This is a genomic window from Clostridium saudiense, assembly GCF_000577815.1.
Classification (GTDB): domain Bacteria; phylum Bacillota; class Clostridia; order Clostridiales; family Clostridiaceae; genus Clostridium; species Clostridium saudiense.
This window is the reverse complement of sequence record NZ_CBYM010000024.1, coordinates 23,705-43,433: the sequence shown is the minus strand read 5'-3', so window position 1 is coordinate 43,433 and position 19,729 is coordinate 23,705. Positions and strand designations below refer to the sequence as shown.

The window sequence follows — 19,729 nt, the reverse complement described above, 5'->3', positions numbered from 1 at the left end:
AAGGAATTAATATAGAATCTTAATAGAATTTATATTAATTCCTATAGAAAAATACATTTATTTTTTTGTACTTTCAAGTTGTATAATTCTAGAATAATCTTTTAACTCATCTAAAAATATACTAGCAGCTTTTGAAAGTGTTAATTCTTTAGGATAAATAAATGAAAGGGAACGAGTGAAATGATTATCAAGTTTTATACTAGATATCTCATTTCTATTTTCGTCTTCTGCAATAACATGTTTAGAAATTATAGTTATCCCTAAGTTATTTTTAACAGCTTCTTTAACAGCTAGGTTACTTCCTAATACCATCATACTTTTAGGAATTATTTTATTTTCTGTAAAGAATAAATCTAGATATTCTCGAGTTCCAGAGCCATCTTCTCTTGCAATCCAAGCTTTGTTCTGAAGATTTTCAATGTTAAATTCAGTAGATTTTAATGGATCAGTGTAAGGTATCGCTAATACCATATCATCATGTAAAAAATATTCTTGTTTAAATAAGGATGATGAAGCAGCTCCTTCTATAAGGCCTATATCTAATTTAAATTTTTTTAATTCACTAGAAATAAGAGCTGTATTTTCGATTATAACTTCAATATCAACATCAGGATATTTTTTTGAAAAAATAGCTAAAAATTTAGGGAGTATATATTCTCCTATAGTTAAACTAGCGCCTATTTTTAAGCTACCTTTAACAGAAGAGGATAAGTTTTTAACATCGATAAATGTTACATCTAATAAACTTATTATTTCTTTAGCCCTTTTATAAAGTGTGTATCCACTTTCGGTAATAGATATAGTTTTTTGTTTTATTGATCTGTTTATTAAAGTAACTCCAAATATATTTTCTAAATTTTTGATATGAGTACTAACACTAGGTTGAGATAAGTTCAAATATTCTGCTGCTTTAGTAAAATTTTTATAATCAACTACAGAGATAAAAGTTTTAAGTTCTTCAATCATTTTAAAGCCCTCCTTATGTAATTAAGTATAAAGTAATAATATTATTATACACTAATTATTAAAAAAAGTAATGATTATTATGATTAAGATTTATTTTACTAATGAATAAGAGGTGGATATACTAATAGTATAAAGATTTAAATAATAAAAGATTCGGAGTGATAATATGAAGGAAAATAAATTTATAGAGTATATTAAAGGTATAGTACCAGGATTTTTGGTTGCATTAGCAGTAGCATTAGTTGGAATGTTTATTGCAAAATTTGTCCCTAAATTAGGTGCTGGTACTATATCTATATTTTTAGGGATGTTTGTAGGAAATTTATTTTTAAATCAAGATGTATTTCAAAAAGGATATAAATTTTCAGAGACAGATATATTATCATATTCTATAGTTTTATTAGGAGCAACATTAAGTATAGGAACATTATTAGAGCTTGGTATAGGTGGATTTGCTTTCATAATAATACAAATGGCAATAACTATTGTTGGTGCTATTTATATAGGAAAAAAATTAGGATTTAGTCAAAATTTTAGATTTTTAATGGCTAGTGGAAATGCCGTATGTGGTTCATCAGCTATAGCAGCAACAGCACCTGTAATAGAAGCTGATGATAAAGATAAGGGAATTTCAATAACTATAGTAAATATAACAGGTATTGTTTTAATGTTTATTTTACCATTAATATCAAAGGCATTATTTAAAAATGATACTTTAGCTACAGGAGCATTAATAGGCGGAACTTTACAATCCGTTGGACAAGTGGCAGCTAGTGGAGCTATGGTTGGTGAGCAAGTAAAGGATATGGCTATGATATTTAAAATATTAAGAGTTGTATTACTTGTTGTTGTAGTATTTGTATTTGGACATATAAAAAATAAAACTAATGAAGAAATAATCGAAGAAGAAGCAACAGATATTAAAAAGGGAAAAGTTAGAATTCCTTGGTATGTAATAGGATTTTTTGTAACTTGTGCATTATTTTCTTTGAAAATAATACCTAATAATATATCTCATATATGTAAAGAAATAAGTAACAATTTAGAAATAATTGCTTTAGCTGCAATTGGATTAAGAGTAAATGTAAGAGATTTGCTTAAACAAGGAAAAGCTGTATCTTTATATGCATTAGGAGTAGGAACACTTCAAATAATATCAGCACTAGCATTAATAGCAATTTTACTTTAACAACAGTTAAAGTTGACAACGTGAAAATATAAAAGTATTATTATTAAAATAATTATAAGATATTTTTAGAGGTGGAAATAATGGATAATGGACTTATACATATATACTGTGGTGATGGCAAAGGTAAAACAACAGCAGCAATGGGGTTAGCTATAAGAGCAGCGGGAAGAAAGAAGAAAGTATTCATTACTCAGTTTTTGAAAAGTGGTAAAAGTGGAGAATTAATATCATTAGAGAAGTTAGATGAGTATATTACATTTTTCCCAGGAAAACCAGTTAATAAATTTGTTTGGAATATGAATGAGGAAGAAAAGTTACAAGCTAAAATAGAACATACTAAAAGGTTTCAGGAAATTAAGGACATAATAAATAAAGAAGAGTATGATTTATTAATATTAGATGAAATAATAGCTACTATAAATAATGAATTTATAGAATTAAATGATGTAATAGAATTTTTAAGAAATAAACCTAAATCATTAGAGGTTGTAATGACAGGTAGAGATCCCAAAGATGAACTAGTGGAATTATCTAATTACGTAACAGAAATGAAGTGTATCAAACATCCCTTTAAAGAAGGTATTCCATCTAGGGTTGGAATAGAATTATAGGGGCTAGTCAATTTAATTTACTTAATATATAATACAATATGTGCTATAAAAATAAAATTCTACTTTTTAAACACATTTAACAAAAAAGATAAAATAAAAAGGAGTAATATATGAGAGCAGTATATAGAAATCCAAAAGAATTGGCTACAAAGCTAAAAGATGTAGTAGATTTATATCAAGATGATTTATTATCATATGAAAAGCTAGAAGCAACAGTTGTAGCTATGATAAAGGCTAATGATGATAGAATATATAAAAATGGATTTATGCCAACTAAATTAATTGCAGCAATTGGAGAAGAAAGAAAATCTATAGTTGATAAAATAGCTGCTGATAACAATTTATAATTAGATGAAATTTAAAGTTAGTATTTAGTAATTATCTTAGGTTACGTTAAATACTAACTTTTTTATTGTGAAAAATAATATTTAATTATATTTAAAAACTTATTAAAAAAATAGTAAATTTAAAAAGAGGATTAATATATTTTAAAAAATAAAAAAATATGGTAAAATAAATCTACAATTTGTTCCCAAAATATACTACTGCGCTAGGAAAGGAAGGTATTGTGATGGAGAATAATGAATTACAATATAATTTACGTAAATTTGAAGAGGATGAAAATCACATAGAATACTTTATATCTATTTTTCCTGAATATATAAAATCTAATCCAGAAAAGGCTAAAGAAATTCTTGATTTAGTAATGGAAATAGCGCTAAATAAAGAATATGAGCTTGCTTATGGATGGTGTTTAATGTATATTGGGTGGTATTGTTTTACAATTAGTGATTATACAAATGCTTGCAAGTATAGACTAGATGCTAATGAAATATTTATTAAAAATAATTGTGTAAAAGGACTTATATTTTCATATAATGGATTATTAGCGGATTATACAAGATTAGGAAATTTAGAGCTAGCGATAGAAAGTGGATTATCAGGAATAGATTTAGCAGAAAAAGAAAATGATGAAAAAGCATTAATTCATTTAATGATTAATACAGCAATATCATATATGGATTATAGAAAATATGATGAGGCTAAAAGACTATTAAATAAAATAAATGAAGTTTATAGACAAATACAGGGAAGTGAATTAATAGTTTATTATATAACCTTAGCTGAAGTAGAAGTAATTTCTGGTGATATTAATAAGGGATATGAGTGTTGTGAAGTTGCAATAGAATTAATTAAAGAGCTAGGATGCTGGATATATGAGTGTGAGATTCTTTCCATTAGGGCAGAGGCAAATTCAAAACTTGGGAAAAATAAAGAAGCAGAAATAGATTTTGAAGTGGCAATTAAAAGCGCTAAAAGTTTTAAAAATATTATTTATATTGTAAAAACATTAAGGCGATGGGCTAAACATTATAATAGAATTGGTGAATTGGATAAAGCAGAGAAAAAGTTAATTGAAGCTTTTAATGAGGTAAATAGTTTAAACTCATTATTAGATAAAAGTGAAATATGTTACGAGTTAAATGAATTATATGCACAACTAAAAAGATATGAAGAGGCGTATAAGTTTTTAAAAGAACATTTAGAAATAGAAAAAGAAATTTTTAATAACAAGAGTAGTAGTTGGCTTGCAAGACTACATAATAAGGAAATAACAAGAGAAGCAAAAATTTATAGAGAGCTATATCAAGAAATAGATTTACTATCAGGGATAGGTAAAAAATTCACTTCAGATTTAAAAATTGAGAGAAATTTAGAAGTAATATATGAAGAAGTAAAAGAATTAATGGAGGCAGATGTTTTTGGAATAGCCTCATATAGCAAAGAAGAAAAAATATTGAAATATGATTTATTTATTGTCAACAGAAAAAGAAAAAATTGTGGCATATCAGCTTTAGAAGAAGAAAACTTTGGAACATGGTGTTATAAAAATAAAGAAAATATAGTTATTAATGATATGGAAAATGAATATAGAAAATATGTTCCAAGTAGAAATAAAGGTATTGAAGATGATAATTGTAATGTTAAAAACATAAAATCAGCAATATTTTGTCCTATAGTAGTTGAAAATGAAGTATTAGGAATATTAACTGTACAAAGCTATAAGAAAAATTCATATAATAAAAATACTGTTAAAAAGCTAGAAATACTAGCGTCATATATTGCAATTGCACTTGAAAATGCCAAGTTATTTAAAAATATAGAGTATTCAGCAACTCATGATTGGTTAACAGATGTTTATAATAGAAAAGAAATACTTAAAAGAGGACAAACTATAATTCAAAATAATAAAGGATGTTCTGTAATGATTATGGATATTGATTATTTTAAAAGTATAAATGATAATTATGGGCATGCTACAGGTGATTATGTACTAAAAACTATAAGTGACCTTATGAAAAAGGATATTAAAGGCAATGGATATATCGGAAGATATGGAGGAGAAGAATTTCTTATTGTAGTTAATAGTAGCAATAAGGAGTATGTATCAGTACTAGCAAATAATATCAGAAAAAATATTGAGAACTATAACTTTATTGTTGATTCTAAAAAAATAAATGTTACTGTAAGTATAGGAGTATATAATTACTTGAAAGATGATAAATATTTTAATAAGCATATAAAACTTGCTGATGAAGCTTTATATTTAGCTAAATTATTTGGACGTAATAGAGTAGTTAATTATTAGCGTTTTAAAGAAATATAAACTAAAAGGGACTATTTTACAGTCCCTTTTATTTATCTTTTGTATAAAATTATGAGTTGCAATTTAAAATTAGCATCCGCAACCAGTAGATTCATTGTCGCTTCCAGCAGTAGCAGCACTTATACAAGATCCTTTAAAACAACTAACCTTTAAACATTTACGGATAATTTGAGTATTATCTTTAAAAATCTTTAACATATAAGTTGTATTTGGACATAAAGGACCTAATAAGAATTGGCCATTATCGTCAGTGAAAGTATGAGTTAATGGAATTGGATAGTCACACTTATCATTAACTTGGAGTAATTTAACTACTGCATCAGCTACAGGTAGTCCATTTTCATCAAGTACTGTACCAAATATACAGCTTCTAGTTTCTTTTGGTAATTTAACAACTGCATCTATTTGTTCATTATACCCAGTCTTAAAAATACAATTTCCTATTCTTCCGCTCATGAATTTATCCTCCTAAGTTTATCGTAATATACTATAATATATTCTTAGAAGAAAACAATGTGTACATAAAATCAAAAGTTATTTATGTAAATAAAGCTTGGAGGGATAAATTAACAAAGGAGTAATATGAAGTGATTAAATAGAAGATAATAATATTGATAGTAGAAATATTATTAAATGAAAATATACAATAAAAATTATTATTTAATAAGAAATAATGTAACAAATGTTACTGAAATAATAATTAATTATTTGTATAATTAAGATTATAATACATCTATATATTTAAGGAGGAAAAATAAATGAGCTGTGGATGCGGAAATATGAATAAAAAAGATGGGAAATCAGTAGTTGACTTAGTTAGAAGTAAAGGAAAAGCAGACTTCCCTTTAGCAACTCCTCATGAAATAGAATGTAGTTGTGGAAAGACATTTACAATGAAAAAATTAGTTGATAATTGTCCTTATTGCAAAATGACATATGGTGTTACTCCTTGTTCATCAAGAGATAAGGAAAATATAGCAGCTGCAGGAATAGAATATTAATTTAGTAAAAATGTTAAATCTTAACTAAATATTAGTTTGGATTTAACATTTTTTTATCTTAAATTATTTCAATGTTCTGAATGTATATCCTTCATTTTTTAGTAGCTTAATTATTCCTGGTAAAGCTTCTACTGTAGTAGTTTTTGTCATACAGTCATGCATTAAAATAATAGCTGGATTTTTATAGTTACCCTCTTTATCTTTAATGTTTTTAGCAACATTTTGAATAAGTGTTTCGGCAGGTATATTATTTCCTTTTGCATCTCCAGAATCTACATTCCAGTCATAAACATTTATGCCTTGTTCATTAAGCTTTTTAGTTATGTTTTTAGTAAAGTCTTTACCTCTAGAATTAGCTACAATAGTATTATGAGACCCACCAGGAAATCTAAAAATTGTACAATCACTACCGGTTGTTTCTTTAATGAACTTTTGTTGCTTTTCAAAGTTATTAAAAAATGCTTCTTCTGAGGTATAGATGTGTTGAAACTCATGATCAGCGGTATGATTGCCAATTGCATTCCCTTCTTTGTATGCTCTTTCTACAAATTTAATATGGGGCTCTATATAAGGTGATATAATGAAAAATGTTGCATGAACATCATTATCCTTTAAAATATCAAGTATTAGTTCTGTATTTTTACTAGGACCATCATCAAAGGTCAAATAAACAATTTTTTCAGTTGGATTTGAATTCACTTCACAATTTAAATTATAATAAAAAATATTAATCATAATAAAAAAAGAAGATAGAAAAATCGTAAGTTTTTTTAAAGAATAAATTCGATATTTATGTGTTGTTTTAGATTTATTGACTAAGTTAAAATTAAAAATCCTATTAAATTTAAATTTTTCATTTGTATTATACATATCATAAACTCTCCTTATGTTGAATTCCTATAGTATTTTATCCAATAGTAGTATTAGTTTATGCAAAGCTATAAACAGAGAATAAACTAATAGATAAAATTTTATTGTGAACATATACAAATATAAGGAATATTATAAATTAGAAAGAATTCAAGGAGATTAAAGGTAAATGAATCCATATGAATTAATCATGAAAATTGATAGAAAAATGAAACAAGATCCTAATTTTGCTAATAGGTTTAATAAACTAGTTGCAGAGTTTAATAGAACTCCTGGTTTACAACAAGAAGTAATGAGAATAGCACAAATTCAAGATGAGAAAAAAAGAAAAAAAGCTTTAGAAAATCTTCCAGATAATATAAAGCAATCAGTTGCAGAGATGTTTAGATTATTAAATAGTTAAATTTATTAAAACTTAAATAATAAAAAATAACCAATTTATTATGAAATTGGTTATTTTTTTGTTTTATATAGAAAAGTAGTGAGTAAGATAGTATTATAATAGTAGTATAAAAATAGATAAAGTGTAAATTTAAGTATTTGGAGGGCGGAGTGGTGGAAATTAACTTAAATACAATAAAGGTAAACAATAAAATACAAATAAGAACTTTAGATTTAGTATGGTTTATGGTTATACCATTAATAAATATAAATTATTATATAGCAAGTACAATTACTAAAAATGGACATAATCTAGCGACTATATTTGATAAAGTTATGAAATTTAATTCAATTTTCATAATTCCATATGTATATTGGTATGTGTATATTGTAATAGGATTTATAATTATATTAATACAATCTCGAGTAAATTACATGAGAACATTTTTATCATTTTTCATTGGAATGGGAATATGCTACTGTATTTATTATATCTATCCAACAGAAATTATTAGACCCAATATTGAAAATTCAAATGTATTGAATTATTTAGTTAATATTATTTATTCAGCTGATAGATCGGTAAATTGCTTTCCATCTTTACATGCATTAACAACCTATTTTATAATGCGATATACTAAATATGAAAAAAACAAGAAAAATTTTTATTATACACAAATTGTAGGGTCATTAATAATTTTATCTACGGTTTTTATAAAGCAACATTTCGTAGCAGATATTATAGGGGCTATGGTTATATGTGAAGTAATAATTTATTTTATGAATAAAGTAAGTGAGGATAGGATAAAAAAAGTTTTAGATATACCATATAAAATAAAAGATAAAATAGTAGCAAATTTAAAAAGTAAAATAAAAACTAAGGCTATTGATAGTGATGAAAAAAAGTTTTTTAGTAGGAAAATATAAAAATAACAAGCTCAAGAATATCTAAATATTAGATATTCTTGAGCTCTTTTTATATAAGAATATAAACAGAGTTTTGAATAAATTAAAAAAGATGAGTAAAACTAAAAACATACTAAGGAGGAAGCAATATGGAGTTTTTGTATAATTTTTTTATTTATGGATTTTTAGGATGGATATTAGAAAATGTTTTTAGTTACGCAGTTACTGGACATTATAAAGAAGAGGGTTTTTTGATTGGACCATTTAAGCCTATGTATGCAATTGCTATGGCGTGGATTATTCAATTACACAATGCTTTTCCTAATAAGATATTTTTATTATTTATATCAATTGTTATTCCTACTACTGTTGAATACACAACGGGTATTATAATGAGAAAATATTTTAATAAGGATTATTGGGATTATTTTAATGAAAGATATAATTACAAAGGAATAATATGCTTACGATTTTCTATAGCATGGACTATTATTAGTATTTTGACTATAGAGTTTTTACAACCTTTTTTAATAATAAGAATATATAGTATAGTAAAACCTATATGGCCTATATTAGCAATTTTATTAATAATATTATTAACCTTTGATGAGGTGTATACATTAATAAAATTTAAGAATAAGGGACAAATTAATTTGAAATAGAAAGTTAGATTTACATAAAAAGATATTGTTATTAATTTAAATAACAGTATCTTTTTTAAGTTTTAAAATTTTAATTATTAATATATAATAAAACCAATAATAATTAAAAATGAAAGAGGTAAGATATGAGTTTGATTAGTACATACGAAAAATTTGCAAAGATAAATACTGAATTTATAGCTTTTATTGAGAAAGCTATAAAAGAGGATTTTAAAAATTTTACTGAAGAACAGATGAAAATGAATTTAAAAATAGCATTAAAGAATTATGAAGATTTGAAGTTTGAAAGTGATGAGATTGTTGCTGCAAATGATGAAGAAAAAAATAATTTAAATGATTTAAAATATTTAATAATGAGTGGATTATTTTTAGTATCAGATTTAAACCATTTTTATAATATAAATGAATATGAAAGATTTAAAATGAGAGGAATAAATTATATAAATAATAGTAGAAGGGGTAAATCATTTTAAATAAAGTTATAAAACCAATAATAACAAATTTTATTGTTATCATGGGTTTATATATAATATTTAAAAATAGATTATATATAAATTAAGAATGTGACTACATCATCCGATGTAGTCACATTCTTAATTATTGATATAATTATATAAGATATCTTGTTCAGTACCTATTTGATTAGTAATTTTTACTTTTATAGAGGAAAGAAAATTATCAATATCAAGAGTCTTGTCTGTATGATTATTTACTGCTTCTAATAGTATGGAATATACTGTATCGTCTAACATTGTTTTATTAATTAAAGGAAGATTGTTAGAAATATCTCTATATAAAAGATTTGCAGCTTGATTTCCTAAAAATTCACTTTTATCATATGTAATTGATTTATAATAGTTATTTTCATCAAGTATAAGAGCTCTAGCTAATTTCCATGCTTGAGTTTTATATTTACTTGTAGCAACGATAGATATTGCATTTGTATTTTCAGAACTATATAAACCAAGAGGTAATCTAGTAACACGCCATTTACCAATAGTGTCTGGTGTAGTTTCTTTTAAATAATCTTCTCCCCATTTATTTAAATGAATCATAGCTATTTCACCATTGCGTACAGCATTTCTTCCTTCATCAGTCCATAAATCTAATCTTGATATTAATCCTAAATTATAAGCTTCATTTGCAATTAAAAGGGCGTCTCTCATTTTATCATTTTCAATGTTTAAATTCATATTATCATCAAAGATTCCTTGAGAATTTAATGTTAGCTTTACAAAAGCATCTTTCCATTGAAGAGCATAAATATTTTTTTCTTTAAGTTTCTTAGCAATTTCTAACCAACCTTCTGCAGTTTCCATGGCTAGAGCTAATTCTTCAGGCTCACTTGGTATTCCGAGTTCTTCCAAAATATCAGCCCTATAATAAGTTACTGTAGAAGCTTGTGTAAATGGAAGGGCAATAAGTTTACTTTTATCCATTGACATGCAAGAATTTATATCTGATTCAGGAAAAATATTTTTTATATTATCAAAAGAATATGAGTCGTTTAATAGGTTTTCAAAAGCATTAATTGCATTAAATTCCCCTATATAATCTAATGAATAAATAATAAGATCGGGAGAGTTTTCGGAATTAGCGGAAACTGCATTAATTATTGCATTGGCATCCATAGTATCCATTCCTGTAATATTAATAGTAGCTTTAGGATATAATGAATTAAATATGTCCTTAATTTTATCATGATCATATGAATGACATAAAACATTTAATGTAAATTCTGTAGCATTTTTATTTTCATCTGCTGATGGAATTTCAGCGCTTAACGATGGTGAAATAAGTTCATCAGCAGTAGTATTTTTATCATTAAAGCTACAACCAATAAATGATAAAGAAAATATTAAAAAAATTATAAGTGTTAGTCGTTTTATCATGTTTTTTCTCCTTAAAATATAGAAATACTAAATATAAACTTCATTTCCGCCTGAAGCTTTAGCTTTATACATCGATGTATCTGATTTTATAAAAATGCTTTCAATATCATTTCCATCTTCAGGATATAATCCAACTCCTATACTTACACCAACAGTAATTGTAGAACTATCTAAATTAATTGGTTGTTTTATCGTTTCAATAATTTTAGTTGATAACTCTTCGATTTCATATTTGTCATTATAAATCAATTGAATGACAAATTCATCGCCACCTAAACGTGCTACGCAAGCTGAATTACTATCATAAGAATTAAGTATTTCCTTCATTTTTTTTGCAATTATTTGAAGAAGTTTATCTCCAGCCGAATGACCTAATGTATCATTTACAATTTTAAATTTATCTAAATCAAGGAATAATATAGCTATTCCATTCTTTCCATTGTATAAGTTGTTATTGGAAAATTCGTTTATTGTATTTTGGGCATGTTCAATAAAATATTGTCTGTTTGGTAATTCAGTCAAATAATCATAATTTGCCTGTTTAAATAGTAATTTTCTTGATTCCTCTAGTTTTTTATTTGTTATTTCAGCTTCTAAAATCATGTTACTTAAGTTATCTACCATAGATTGAAAATTATAAATAAGAGAATCTATTTCAAGTATATTACTATTTTCAAAGACTATTGTTTCTTTACTTTTAAGTTTTTCAGGCAAACCACTACTTAATATAATTACTTTAGAAATTGATTTTAAAATAATATTTTTTAATAATGAAATAACTAGGAATAGTATTAATGCAAGAGGAATTAATATTTTTAATGATTCTAAGTATCCTGAAATTATAGTACTAGTGTATTGAGATGATGGAATACTAATTAAAATTTTTGAATTATCTATTGAGGTTACATACACATAGTTACAATCTTTAGAATAATTTTTGATTAAGTAAGAAGTGTCAATAGGAGACCACCATGTATAGAAGCCAGGTGAAAACTCATCAATTGATCCATCTTTTATCCAGTTTAATCCTAATGATGAATAATCATTATTAGGTAAATTACTAATTATTTTATTATTAAAGTCTACTAAATAGAAACTTATAGTGGAGTCGGAGGTAGAAACATATACGTTTAAAATATCTAATAATTTGGATACGTGAATAGGATTATTTAGCTTTAAATTGCTTTTTTCTTCTATTGTCCAATTTTCAATTTTATCATTAACATAATCAGAAGCAAGATGTAAATCTTCTGTTACTTTTAAATTAACTTCTTTTTCTGTATTAATAACTGCAATTATCACAAAGACTATAACAGGGATTATAACACTAGCTATTAGAGTATACGTTAACAAATTTGATAAAGTTAGCTTTTTTTCGTGTTTAGTAGGTAATGGTACTATTTTTCTTAATGAAATATATTGCAAAAATAAATCTGCAACTAATGCATTGAAAATTTTATTTAAAAATATTATTAAGAAAAAAAATACTGTATTGATATCAAGTGAACTGTTTGTAAAGTATAAGTTAATCAACATTAAAGGAAGTGATATTATTAATATAAATAATAAAGCATTCATTAAAATATTTTTTTTGTTTTTTTGATATAAAAACCACATAAAATATACTTGTAAAAATTCAATTGTTGACAATATGTTGAAATCGTTTGTAAAAAAGAAAATAATATTTATTAACAATATAATGAAAAAACTACTCTTTCCATTAGCAAGTCCAATTATTATAAACAGTGAAATACTGCTTAGTGTTATTGGAAATGCAAAGTTAATGTTTTGAAGTAGTAATTCACTTATAATTGCTAAAATACTAAAAAGAAAAATTAAGAAATATTTTAAGTAAATATTGTATTTTTTGGTTAATGTTAATGAATTCATAATATATTTATCCCACCTATTAATTATAAAATTATATTGAAAACCTCCTATAATTAATTTTAGCATCTTCAACAATAAATGTATATAATTGTATAAATGAAATAAAAATAGTAAAAAAATACGAAAAAATATATATTTTTACTATAATTCACATTAATCTTAATAAGATTTATCAAAGTTTAATTATGATTAAATTTAAATTAAGAATTAAATATAAAACATGCAAAAACTTATTATTTAGAATATTTTTATATAAATAAAGGAGTATATATGAAAAAAATATTTATAAATGGAATTTTTATAGTATTATTAATAGAATTATATCTTGCTAAAGGAAATGAAAGTATGATTCAGATTAAAGTACCTGATTCATATGGCGCACCAAAAACATATTATCAAAAGTATTTTAATCATGATTATAATACAAATGATTATAGTAAAAAAAATGATTTGATAAATAAAGATAATAATGAATATGAGAATAAAATAGATTTTTATTTTGATGATTATGATTACTACAATAATTATTACGATTATGATTATTATGATGAAAAGTATGATTACTATCAACATCATTATTATGATGATGAAGGATATTAAATTGATATATAGGAAATTATGTTTATTAAGTGTTATCTGATTTGACAAAGAAACATAAGAGGAATAAACTTAGGATAAATAATACCAAATAAAGAGGTGAAATAAATGTCAAATTGTAATTCATGCCCAAGTAATGGCGAATGTGGAAAAGAGGAAGAAAAATGTGGTATTCAAAATAATCCATCAAATAAAATAAAAAACATTATAGCTGTAATGAGTGGAAAAGGTGGAGTAGGAAAATCTACTATGTCTGTAATGTTAGCAAGACAGCTTGTTCAAAGGGGATATTCTGTAGGAATTTTAGATGCAGATATTACGGGTCCTAGTATCCCAAGATTACTTCATATAGAAGAACAAAGAGCAATGGGGACTGAAAAATTAATTTTCCCTGTAGAAAGTAGTGAAGGAATTAAAGTTATGTCTTTAAATCTTGTTGTGGAAAAGGAAGACGAAGCTGTAATTTGGAGAGGTCCTGCAATAGTAAGTGTAGTAAATCAATTTTGGACTGGAGTATATTGGGGAGAATTAGATTACTTAATAATAGATATGCCACCAGGAACAGGGGATGTTCCTCTGACAGTAATGCAGTCTATTCCTATTAAAGGGGTAGTAATGGTTTCTATTCCTCAAGATATGATTTCTATGATTGTTTCTAAATCAATAAATATGGCTAGAAAAATGAATATTGATGTATTTGGAGTAATAGAAAATATGAGCTATATTAAATGTCCAGATTGTGATAAAACAATAAAATTGTTTAATGGTGAAAATACAGAAAAGTTCTTAAAGGATATGAATGTAGAACTTTTAGGAGAGTTACCTATGCATAGGGCAATAACTAATTATGGATCATTAGAATTAATTGAAGAAGAGGAAGAAATTGCTGAATTGTTTGATCCTATAGTTGAAAAGGTAATAGCAAAATCAAAGAAAAAATTAATGTTATAAATTTATATTTAAAAAAGTATCTAAGCTTTTTATAGCAGCTTAGATACTTTTTGTTTATGTTAAGTTTTTTTGAAATAAATAGTATATAATTGATATAAAAGTTAAAATTTGCTATAATTTTAAATAAAACGTTTAATAAAGGTGAATGAGAATGGCAACAATAAAAGAAATTGCAAGAGAAAGTGGTGTATCAATTGCAACAGTATCTAACATCATACATGGGAAGCCAGGGGCAAGTGATGAGACCAGAAAAAGGGTAATGGATGTAATAAAAAAATTAGATTATACACCAAATGTAATTGCGCAAAATTTGAAGCAAAAAAATACTAAAACTATTGGAGTAATTACAGAAGACTTAACAGTATTTAATACTGCTAATATAGTAGATGGAATTAATGAGTATTGTGATGAACAAGGTTATCAATTGGTGCTTGGAAATCTAAGATTATATAAAAAATATGATAAAAATTTTTATAACTCTGATAAATATTATAAAAGAGTTAATGAAGAATTTAAATTAATGATATCTAAGCAAGTAGAGGGAATTATATATATTGCATGTCATTGTAGGGAACTTAAGTGTATTCCTGAAAAATTTCCAATACCTATTACAATAGCATATAGTTTTGTAAAATCAGATAAATTTTCTTCGATAATTTTTGATGATGAGGAAGCAGCATATGATGCTACATGTAGACTTATTCAAAATGAAAATGAAAAAATTGGAGTAATATGTGGATTACAACAAAGTATACATACTCAAGAAAGATTAAGAGGATATCAAAGAGCTTTATATGATAACAATATACTTTTTAATCCTAGTTTTTTATATTATGGGGATTGGGAAAGGGAATCAGGATATGAAGCAGCTGAAAGGTTAGTTGAACAAGGTATTACAGCAATTTTTTCAATGAATGATGTTATGGCAGGAGGAGTATATGACTACTTAAATAATAAAAGTATATTAATTGGTAAAAATATTTCTATTATAGGTTTTGACAATAGGGAAGTAAGTCAAGCGTATAACCCTAAATTAGCAACTATGGCATTACCATTGTATGAAATAGGAAGAAAATCAGCGCAAGTATTAATTAAATCCTTGGTAGAGAATAATAAAAAGATTACAAATAAAATATACAAAATAAAATGTAAATTTATAGAGGGAAATTCCTTAAGAAAAATATAGTACTTATAGGTATAACATAGAAAAGCTATGATATACCTATTTTTTTTATTAAACGTTTAAGTATAAATATTAAGAACAAATTAAATTAGTTTATATTATTATTTAGAGATAATAAGAGAAGAAAAGAGATATATTGGGATAATTATGAAAAAGAGATTAGGGATGAATTTTAAAATAAGTAAAAATATGGTATAAATATATTAGAAAGTAATTAAACGTTTTAGTAAACAATAGGGAGGAGTCAAAATGGGATTAGAGAATAATAAAAAGTTGAAATCAGTTAATCTGCAAAAAATAAAAATTAATGATGCCTTTTGGACTAAATATACTAAGTTAGTCAAGGATGTAATAATTCCTTATCAGTGGAATATATTAAATGATAATGTTAAGGGCGCTGAACCAAGTCATTGCTTGAAGAATTTTAAAATTGCAGCAGGAGAAAGTAGTGGTGAATTTGGTGGAGCAGTTTTTCAAGATACAGATGTAGCAAAATGGTTGGAAGCAGTAGCGTATACTTTAGCAACAGATAAAGATAAAAACTTAGAAGCTACTGCAGATGAGGTAATAGATTTAATAGGAAGAGCTCAATGCGAAGATGGATATTTGAATACTTATTTCACTATAAAGGAGCCAGAATTAAGATGGACAAATTTAATGGAGGGACATGAGTTATATACAGCAGGACATTTATTAGAGGCTGCTATAGCATATTATAATGCTACAGGAAAAGATAAATTTTTGAATATTATGATTAAATTTGCTGATTTGATTTGTGATACTTTTGGAAAAGAAGCAGGAAAAAATCATGGATATCCTGGACATCAGGAGATAGAATTAGCATTAGTTAAGTTATATGAAATTACAAATGAAAAAAAGTATATAGATATGGCAAAATATTTTATAGATGAAAGAGGGAAATCTCCTAATTACTTCCTAGAAGAACAAAAGAGTGAAAAATTTAAAAGGATTTTTCCAGAATTTGATGGGTATAGTCCATTATATTCACAATCACATTTACCAGTAAGAGAACAGAAAACAGCAGAGGGACATGCTGTAAGAGCTGTTTATATGTATTGTGCTATGGCGGATTTGGCATGTGAATATAATGATAGCGAATTATTTAAAGCTTGTGAAATATTATGGAAGAATATAGTTGATAAAAGAATGTATATAACAGGAAGTATAGGATCATCAGGATTATTAGAAAGATTTACAACTGATTATGATTTACCTAATGATAGTAATTATTCAGAAACATGTGCATCTATAGGGTTAGCTTTATTTGGATTAAGAATGGCTAAGATAACAAGAAAAGCAAAATATATAGATGTAGTAGAAAGAGCATTATATAATACGGTGATTTCTGGAATTTCTATGGATGGAAAGAGCTTCTTTTATGTAAATCCGTTAGAGGTATGGCCAGACTCTTGTTTATCACGTACAAGTAAAGAACATGTAAAACCAGTAAGGCAAAAATGGTTTGGTGTAGCATGTTGCCCCCCTAATATAGCAAGAACATTAGCTTCATTAGGACAATATATTTATATGAAGGCTAAAGACACTTTATATATTAATTTATTTGTTTCAAATACATCAGTAGTAGAATTGGAAGAAAAGAATATTTATGTTGAACTTGTTACAGACTTCCCAAATGACAATAATATAAATTTAAAGGTATCATCTAACAATGATAATAAGGCTTCAATTGCAATTAGAATACCTGATTATGCAGAGAATTTTAATATAACTATAAATGGTAAAAGTTGCTTATTTGAAGTAAATAAAGGATTTGCAGTTATTAATGGAAGTTTTAATGATGATATTATAAAAGTTAAATTTGATTCACCGGCAAGATTTATGTATTCAAATCCATTATTAAGAGCTGATTTTGCAAAAGTAGCAATAACAAAAGGTCCATTAGTATATTGTTTAGAGGAAGTTGATAATGGAAGTAATCTTTCAGGAATTATGGTTAATACCGCGGAGGAAATTAGTGAAATATATGATGAAAATTTATTAGGGGGAACAACTTTATTATATGTTAATGGAAAAAAAGTAGATGACAAAAATTCAAGTAAAGAAAAATTGTATTTAAATAAAAGACCTGTTTTAAATGATATTAAATTAAAGGCAATACCATATTGTTATTGGGGTAATAGGAAAAAAGGTGAAATGATTGTTTGGATGAAGGCTGATATTATTTAAATCCAATATTGAAATGTAAGTATAATATGGATTATTATTATTTTAAAAAATAATTATAAATATTATTGTAAGTACAATATTTAGATTTTTAATTAATTGTCAATAAAATGCAGAAAATATTTTCAATGTTTTGGAAAAAATAACTGGAAATGTATTGACAATATTAGGTGCTATTAGTTACAATAATATTGTACTAATTCAAGAAAATGAAAATAAAATAATTGGATAAAAGTATGTAAGGAAAAAAGGGTGGAAATTTATTAAATGTCTACATAAGCAATAGCTTTTGTAATATATATTATGTATTTATGGAGGGATATTATGGTTAAGATGAAAACGTTTAAGAGGTTAATGGGATTAATACTAGCCACATCAGTAACTACGGGGTTAATGGTTGGATGTGGATCAAGTGGTAATAGTGGTACTGGAAGTTCGAACTCTTCAAGTGAATCTGATAGTGATGAAACTTCAGATGAGTCTTCAGAAGAGGAAGCACAAATATTAACAGCAGGTGATGAAAATGGTACTGAACTTGAAATGTGGACATTCGTTGAATTACATGCTCAGTTTTATCAAGAAATGGTTAAAGAGTGGAATGAGCAAAATCCAGATAAGACAATTAATTTAAAATTAACAGTTTTACCTTATGGAGATATGCATACTAAATTACAATCTTCATTATTAGCAGGAAAGGGTGCTCCAGATTTATGTGATATTGAAGTTGGACAATTTCCTAATTTCTTAAAAGGTGTACCACAATTAGAAACTTTAACAGATGTAGTTGAACCTTATAAAGATTCTATAGTTGAATCAAGACTTAATCTTTATAGTTCAGATGGAGAAGTATATGGTTTACCAACACATGTTGGAGCAACAGTTGCATTCTATAATACTGAATTATTAGAAGCTGCAGGTATTGATTATACAACAATTAAAACTTGGGATGACTTTAAAGAAGCAGGTAGTAAATATTATGATGCTACTGGAAAATATTTAGGAACAGCTGATACAGGTTCTATATGGACTGAATCATTAATGATATCAGAACTTGGAAGTGATTATACTGATGATAAAGGTAATCCACAAATTGATACACCTGAAATGGAAAAGGTGCTAACAACATTAAAGGATCTTCAAGATAGTAATGCTATTGCAACAATTGCAGGTGGACAACCTGATAATGAAGAAGCTTTTGGTGAATACAACAATGGAAATTATGCTTGTGCTATTATGCCAATGTGGTATATGTCAAGATTTATTAACTATATGCCAGAGTTATCAGGTAAAATTGCTATAGCTCCAGCTCCTGTTTTTGAAGAAGGTCAAGACCGCTCAGTTGGTGGGGGAGGTACTGGTACTGTTGTTACTAACCAATGTGAAGCTAAGGATTTAGCTAAAGAATTCTTAGCATTTGCTAAGCTTTCAGAAGAAGGTAATATAAAGGTTTGGGAAATACTAGGCTTTGATCCAGTTAACACTGCTGTTTGGGATAACGAAGAAGTTACTAATAATCCAGATAACCAATATGTTCAATACTTCCAAAACAATCCTTTTGATGTTTTAAAAGAAATAAGAGATGAAATTGGATTATGCAAAGTTGTTGCTAATAGCCCTTCAATTAATGAAGTATTCTGTACTACAACTTTAAATAGTATATTCGAAGATGGAGAAAGTGTACAAGATGCTTTAGATTATGCTAAGGATGAAGTTGATAACGCAATTCAATAATAATATTTTTTAATAAATGCAAAATC

General features: G+C 25.9%; 19 protein-coding genes. 14 read left to right on the top strand and 5 right to left on the bottom strand.

Translation table 11 applies throughout. The features are described 5' to 3' along the window. Positions 1-57: 57 nt before the first annotated feature. Positions 58-966, bottom strand: a complete 909-nt coding sequence (locus tag TY07_RS11740; RefSeq protein WP_042399978.1) for a LysR family transcriptional regulator — start codon at positions 964-966, stop codon at positions 58-60. A 166-nt stretch (positions 967-1,132) separates the two neighbouring features. Here TY07_RS11740 and TY07_RS11735 point away from each other — a divergent pair, with 166 nt between their 5' ends. The 4 genes from TY07_RS11735 to TY07_RS11720 all read left to right on the top strand — a co-directional run bounded on the left by TY07_RS11735 (position 1,133) and on the right by TY07_RS11720 (position 5,416). Next, on the top strand, positions 1,133-2,155 hold the full coding sequence (locus tag TY07_RS11735) for a YeiH family protein (RefSeq protein WP_042399977.1): 1,023 nt from the start codon (positions 1,133-1,135) through the stop codon (positions 2,153-2,155). A gap of 80 nt (positions 2,156-2,235) precedes the next feature. Continuing rightward, positions 2,236-2,766, top strand: a complete 531-nt coding sequence (locus tag TY07_RS11730) for a cob(I)yrinic acid a,c-diamide adenosyltransferase (protein ID WP_042399974.1) — start codon at positions 2,236-2,238, stop codon at positions 2,764-2,766. 110 nt (positions 2,767-2,876) lie between these two features. Further along, positions 2,877-3,113, top strand: coding sequence for a TIGR04540 family protein (locus TY07_RS11725; protein WP_042399971.1), 237 nt, complete (start codon positions 2,877-2,879; stop codon positions 3,111-3,113). A 224-nt stretch (positions 3,114-3,337) separates the two neighbouring features. Then, complete coding sequence (locus TY07_RS11720; RefSeq protein WP_042399968.1) at positions 3,338-5,416, top strand: sensor domain-containing diguanylate cyclase; 2,079 nt, start codon at positions 3,338-3,340, stop codon at positions 5,414-5,416. Between the two features lie 87 nt (positions 5,417-5,503). On the opposite strand, the gene TY07_RS11715 is transcribed toward TY07_RS11720, so the two are convergent. Beyond that, positions 5,504-5,890, bottom strand: a complete 387-nt coding sequence (locus TY07_RS11715) for a carboxypeptidase-like regulatory domain-containing protein (protein ID WP_042399965.1) — start codon at positions 5,888-5,890, stop codon at positions 5,504-5,506. 302 nt (positions 5,891-6,192) lie between these two features. Between TY07_RS11715 and TY07_RS11710 the strand changes: the two genes are divergently transcribed. Next, positions 6,193-6,435 carry a hypothetical protein gene (locus tag TY07_RS11710; protein ID WP_042399962.1) on the top strand — a complete coding sequence of 81 codons (243 nt, stop codon included), beginning with the start codon at positions 6,193-6,195 and terminating at the stop codon, positions 6,433-6,435. Between the two features lie 63 nt (positions 6,436-6,498). Here the strand turns inward: TY07_RS11710 and TY07_RS11705 are convergent, their stop codons facing one another. Continuing rightward, positions 6,499-7,170: a polysaccharide deacetylase family protein gene (locus TY07_RS11705; protein WP_195948587.1), complete on the bottom strand. Its 672-nt coding sequence runs from the start codon at positions 7,168-7,170 to the stop codon at positions 6,499-6,501. Between the two features lie 304 nt (positions 7,171-7,474). On the opposite strand from TY07_RS11705, the gene TY07_RS11700 reads away from it, so the two are divergent. The 4 genes from TY07_RS11700 to TY07_RS11685 all read left to right on the top strand — a co-directional run bounded on the left by TY07_RS11700 (position 7,475) and on the right by TY07_RS11685 (position 9,727). Beyond that, on the top strand, positions 7,475-7,708 hold the full coding sequence (locus TY07_RS11700; RefSeq protein ID WP_042399959.1) for a hypothetical protein: 234 nt from the start codon (positions 7,475-7,477) through the stop codon (positions 7,706-7,708). Between the two features lie 152 nt (positions 7,709-7,860). Next, positions 7,861-8,613 (top strand): phosphatase PAP2 family protein, encoded by a 753-nt coding sequence (locus tag TY07_RS11695; protein ID WP_242833257.1) that lies wholly within the window; start codon positions 7,861-7,863, stop codon positions 8,611-8,613. 128 nt (positions 8,614-8,741) lie between these two features. Beyond that, positions 8,742-9,254, top strand: coding sequence for a putative ABC transporter permease (locus TY07_RS11690; RefSeq protein ID WP_042399953.1), 513 nt, complete (start codon positions 8,742-8,744; stop codon positions 9,252-9,254). Between the two features lie 125 nt (positions 9,255-9,379). After that, positions 9,380-9,727 carry a hypothetical protein gene (locus TY07_RS11685; RefSeq protein WP_042399951.1) on the top strand — a complete coding sequence of 116 codons (348 nt, stop codon included), beginning with the start codon at positions 9,380-9,382 and terminating at the stop codon, positions 9,725-9,727. A gap of 120 nt (positions 9,728-9,847) precedes the next feature. Here TY07_RS11685 and TY07_RS11680 read toward each other — a convergent pair whose 3' ends face one another. Together TY07_RS11680 and TY07_RS11675 are read right to left on the bottom strand one after the other, a co-directional pair. Further along, positions 9,848-11,146: an ABC transporter substrate-binding protein gene (locus TY07_RS11680; protein ID WP_042399949.1), complete on the bottom strand. Its 1,299-nt coding sequence runs from the start codon at positions 11,144-11,146 to the stop codon at positions 9,848-9,850. A 27-nt stretch (positions 11,147-11,173) separates the two neighbouring features. Continuing rightward, positions 11,174-12,571, bottom strand: a complete 1,398-nt coding sequence (locus TY07_RS11675; RefSeq protein ID WP_198133996.1) for a GGDEF domain-containing protein — start codon at positions 12,569-12,571, stop codon at positions 11,174-11,176. 735 nt (positions 12,572-13,306) lie between these two features. Between TY07_RS11675 and TY07_RS11670 the strand changes: the two genes are divergently transcribed. The 5 genes from TY07_RS11670 to TY07_RS11650 all read left to right on the top strand — a co-directional run bounded on the left by TY07_RS11670 (position 13,307) and on the right by TY07_RS11650 (position 19,703). Then, positions 13,307-13,636: a hypothetical protein gene (locus tag TY07_RS11670; protein WP_042399941.1), complete on the top strand. Its 330-nt coding sequence runs from the start codon at positions 13,307-13,309 to the stop codon at positions 13,634-13,636. A 105-nt stretch (positions 13,637-13,741) separates the two neighbouring features. After that, complete coding sequence (locus TY07_RS11665) at positions 13,742-14,584, top strand: Mrp/NBP35 family ATP-binding protein (protein ID WP_042399938.1); 843 nt, start codon at positions 13,742-13,744, stop codon at positions 14,582-14,584. Between the two features lie 151 nt (positions 14,585-14,735). Next, on the top strand, positions 14,736-15,770 hold the full coding sequence (locus TY07_RS11660) for a LacI family DNA-binding transcriptional regulator (RefSeq protein WP_042399935.1): 1,035 nt from the start codon (positions 14,736-14,738) through the stop codon (positions 15,768-15,770). A 246-nt stretch (positions 15,771-16,016) separates the two neighbouring features. Next, positions 16,017-17,975, top strand: coding sequence for a glycoside hydrolase family 127 protein (locus tag TY07_RS11655; protein WP_042399932.1), 1,959 nt, complete (start codon positions 16,017-16,019; stop codon positions 17,973-17,975). A 321-nt stretch (positions 17,976-18,296) separates the two neighbouring features. Further along, on the top strand, positions 18,297-19,703 hold the full coding sequence (locus TY07_RS11650; protein ID WP_042399929.1) for an ABC transporter substrate-binding protein: 1,407 nt from the start codon (positions 18,297-18,299) through the stop codon (positions 19,701-19,703). The last annotated feature ends 26 nt before the right edge of the window (positions 19,704-19,729 follow it).

Bases quoted from the DNA above. Each gene is read 5' to 3' on its own strand.
- TY07_RS11730 (WP_042399974.1), top strand. From the start codon at position 2,236: ATGGATAATGGACTTATACATATATACTGTGGTGATGGCAAAGGTAAA.
- TY07_RS11720 (WP_042399968.1), top strand. From the start codon at position 3,338: ATGGAGAATAATGAATTACAATATAATTTACGTAAATTTGAAGAGGAT.
- TY07_RS11740 (WP_042399978.1), bottom strand. From the start codon at position 966: ATGATTGAAGAACTTAAAACTTTTATCTCTGTAGTTGATTATAAAAAT.
- TY07_RS11690 (WP_042399953.1), top strand. From the start codon at position 8,742: ATGGAGTTTTTGTATAATTTTTTTATTTATGGATTTTTAGGATGGATA.
- TY07_RS11650 (WP_042399929.1), top strand. From the start codon at position 18,297: ATGGTTAAGATGAAAACGTTTAAGAGGTTAATGGGATTAATACTAGCC.
- TY07_RS11705 (WP_195948587.1), bottom strand. From the start codon at position 7,170: ATGATTAATATTTTTTATTATAATTTAAATTGTGAAGTGAATTCAAAT.
- TY07_RS11710 (WP_042399962.1), top strand. From the start codon at position 6,193: ATGAGCTGTGGATGCGGAAATATGAATAAAAAAGATGGGAAATCAGTA.
- TY07_RS11725 (WP_042399971.1), top strand. From the start codon at position 2,877: ATGAGAGCAGTATATAGAAATCCAAAAGAATTGGCTACAAAGCTAAAA.
- TY07_RS11680 (WP_042399949.1), bottom strand. From the start codon at position 11,146: ATGATAAAACGACTAACACTTATAATTTTTTTAATATTTTCTTTATCA.
- TY07_RS11660 (WP_042399935.1), top strand. From the start codon at position 14,736: ATGGCAACAATAAAAGAAATTGCAAGAGAAAGTGGTGTATCAATTGCA.
- TY07_RS11700 (WP_042399959.1), top strand. From the start codon at position 7,475: ATGAATCCATATGAATTAATCATGAAAATTGATAGAAAAATGAAACAA.
- TY07_RS11670 (WP_042399941.1), top strand. From the start codon at position 13,307: ATGAAAAAAATATTTATAAATGGAATTTTTATAGTATTATTAATAGAA.
- TY07_RS11685 (WP_042399951.1), top strand. From the start codon at position 9,380: ATGAGTTTGATTAGTACATACGAAAAATTTGCAAAGATAAATACTGAA.
- TY07_RS11735 (WP_042399977.1), top strand. From the start codon at position 1,133: ATGAAGGAAAATAAATTTATAGAGTATATTAAAGGTATAGTACCAGGA.
- TY07_RS11665 (WP_042399938.1), top strand. From the start codon at position 13,742: ATGTCAAATTGTAATTCATGCCCAAGTAATGGCGAATGTGGAAAAGAG.
- TY07_RS11655 (WP_042399932.1), top strand. From the start codon at position 16,017: ATGGGATTAGAGAATAATAAAAAGTTGAAATCAGTTAATCTGCAAAAA.
- TY07_RS11715 (WP_042399965.1), bottom strand. From the start codon at position 5,890: ATGAGCGGAAGAATAGGAAATTGTATTTTTAAGACTGGGTATAATGAA.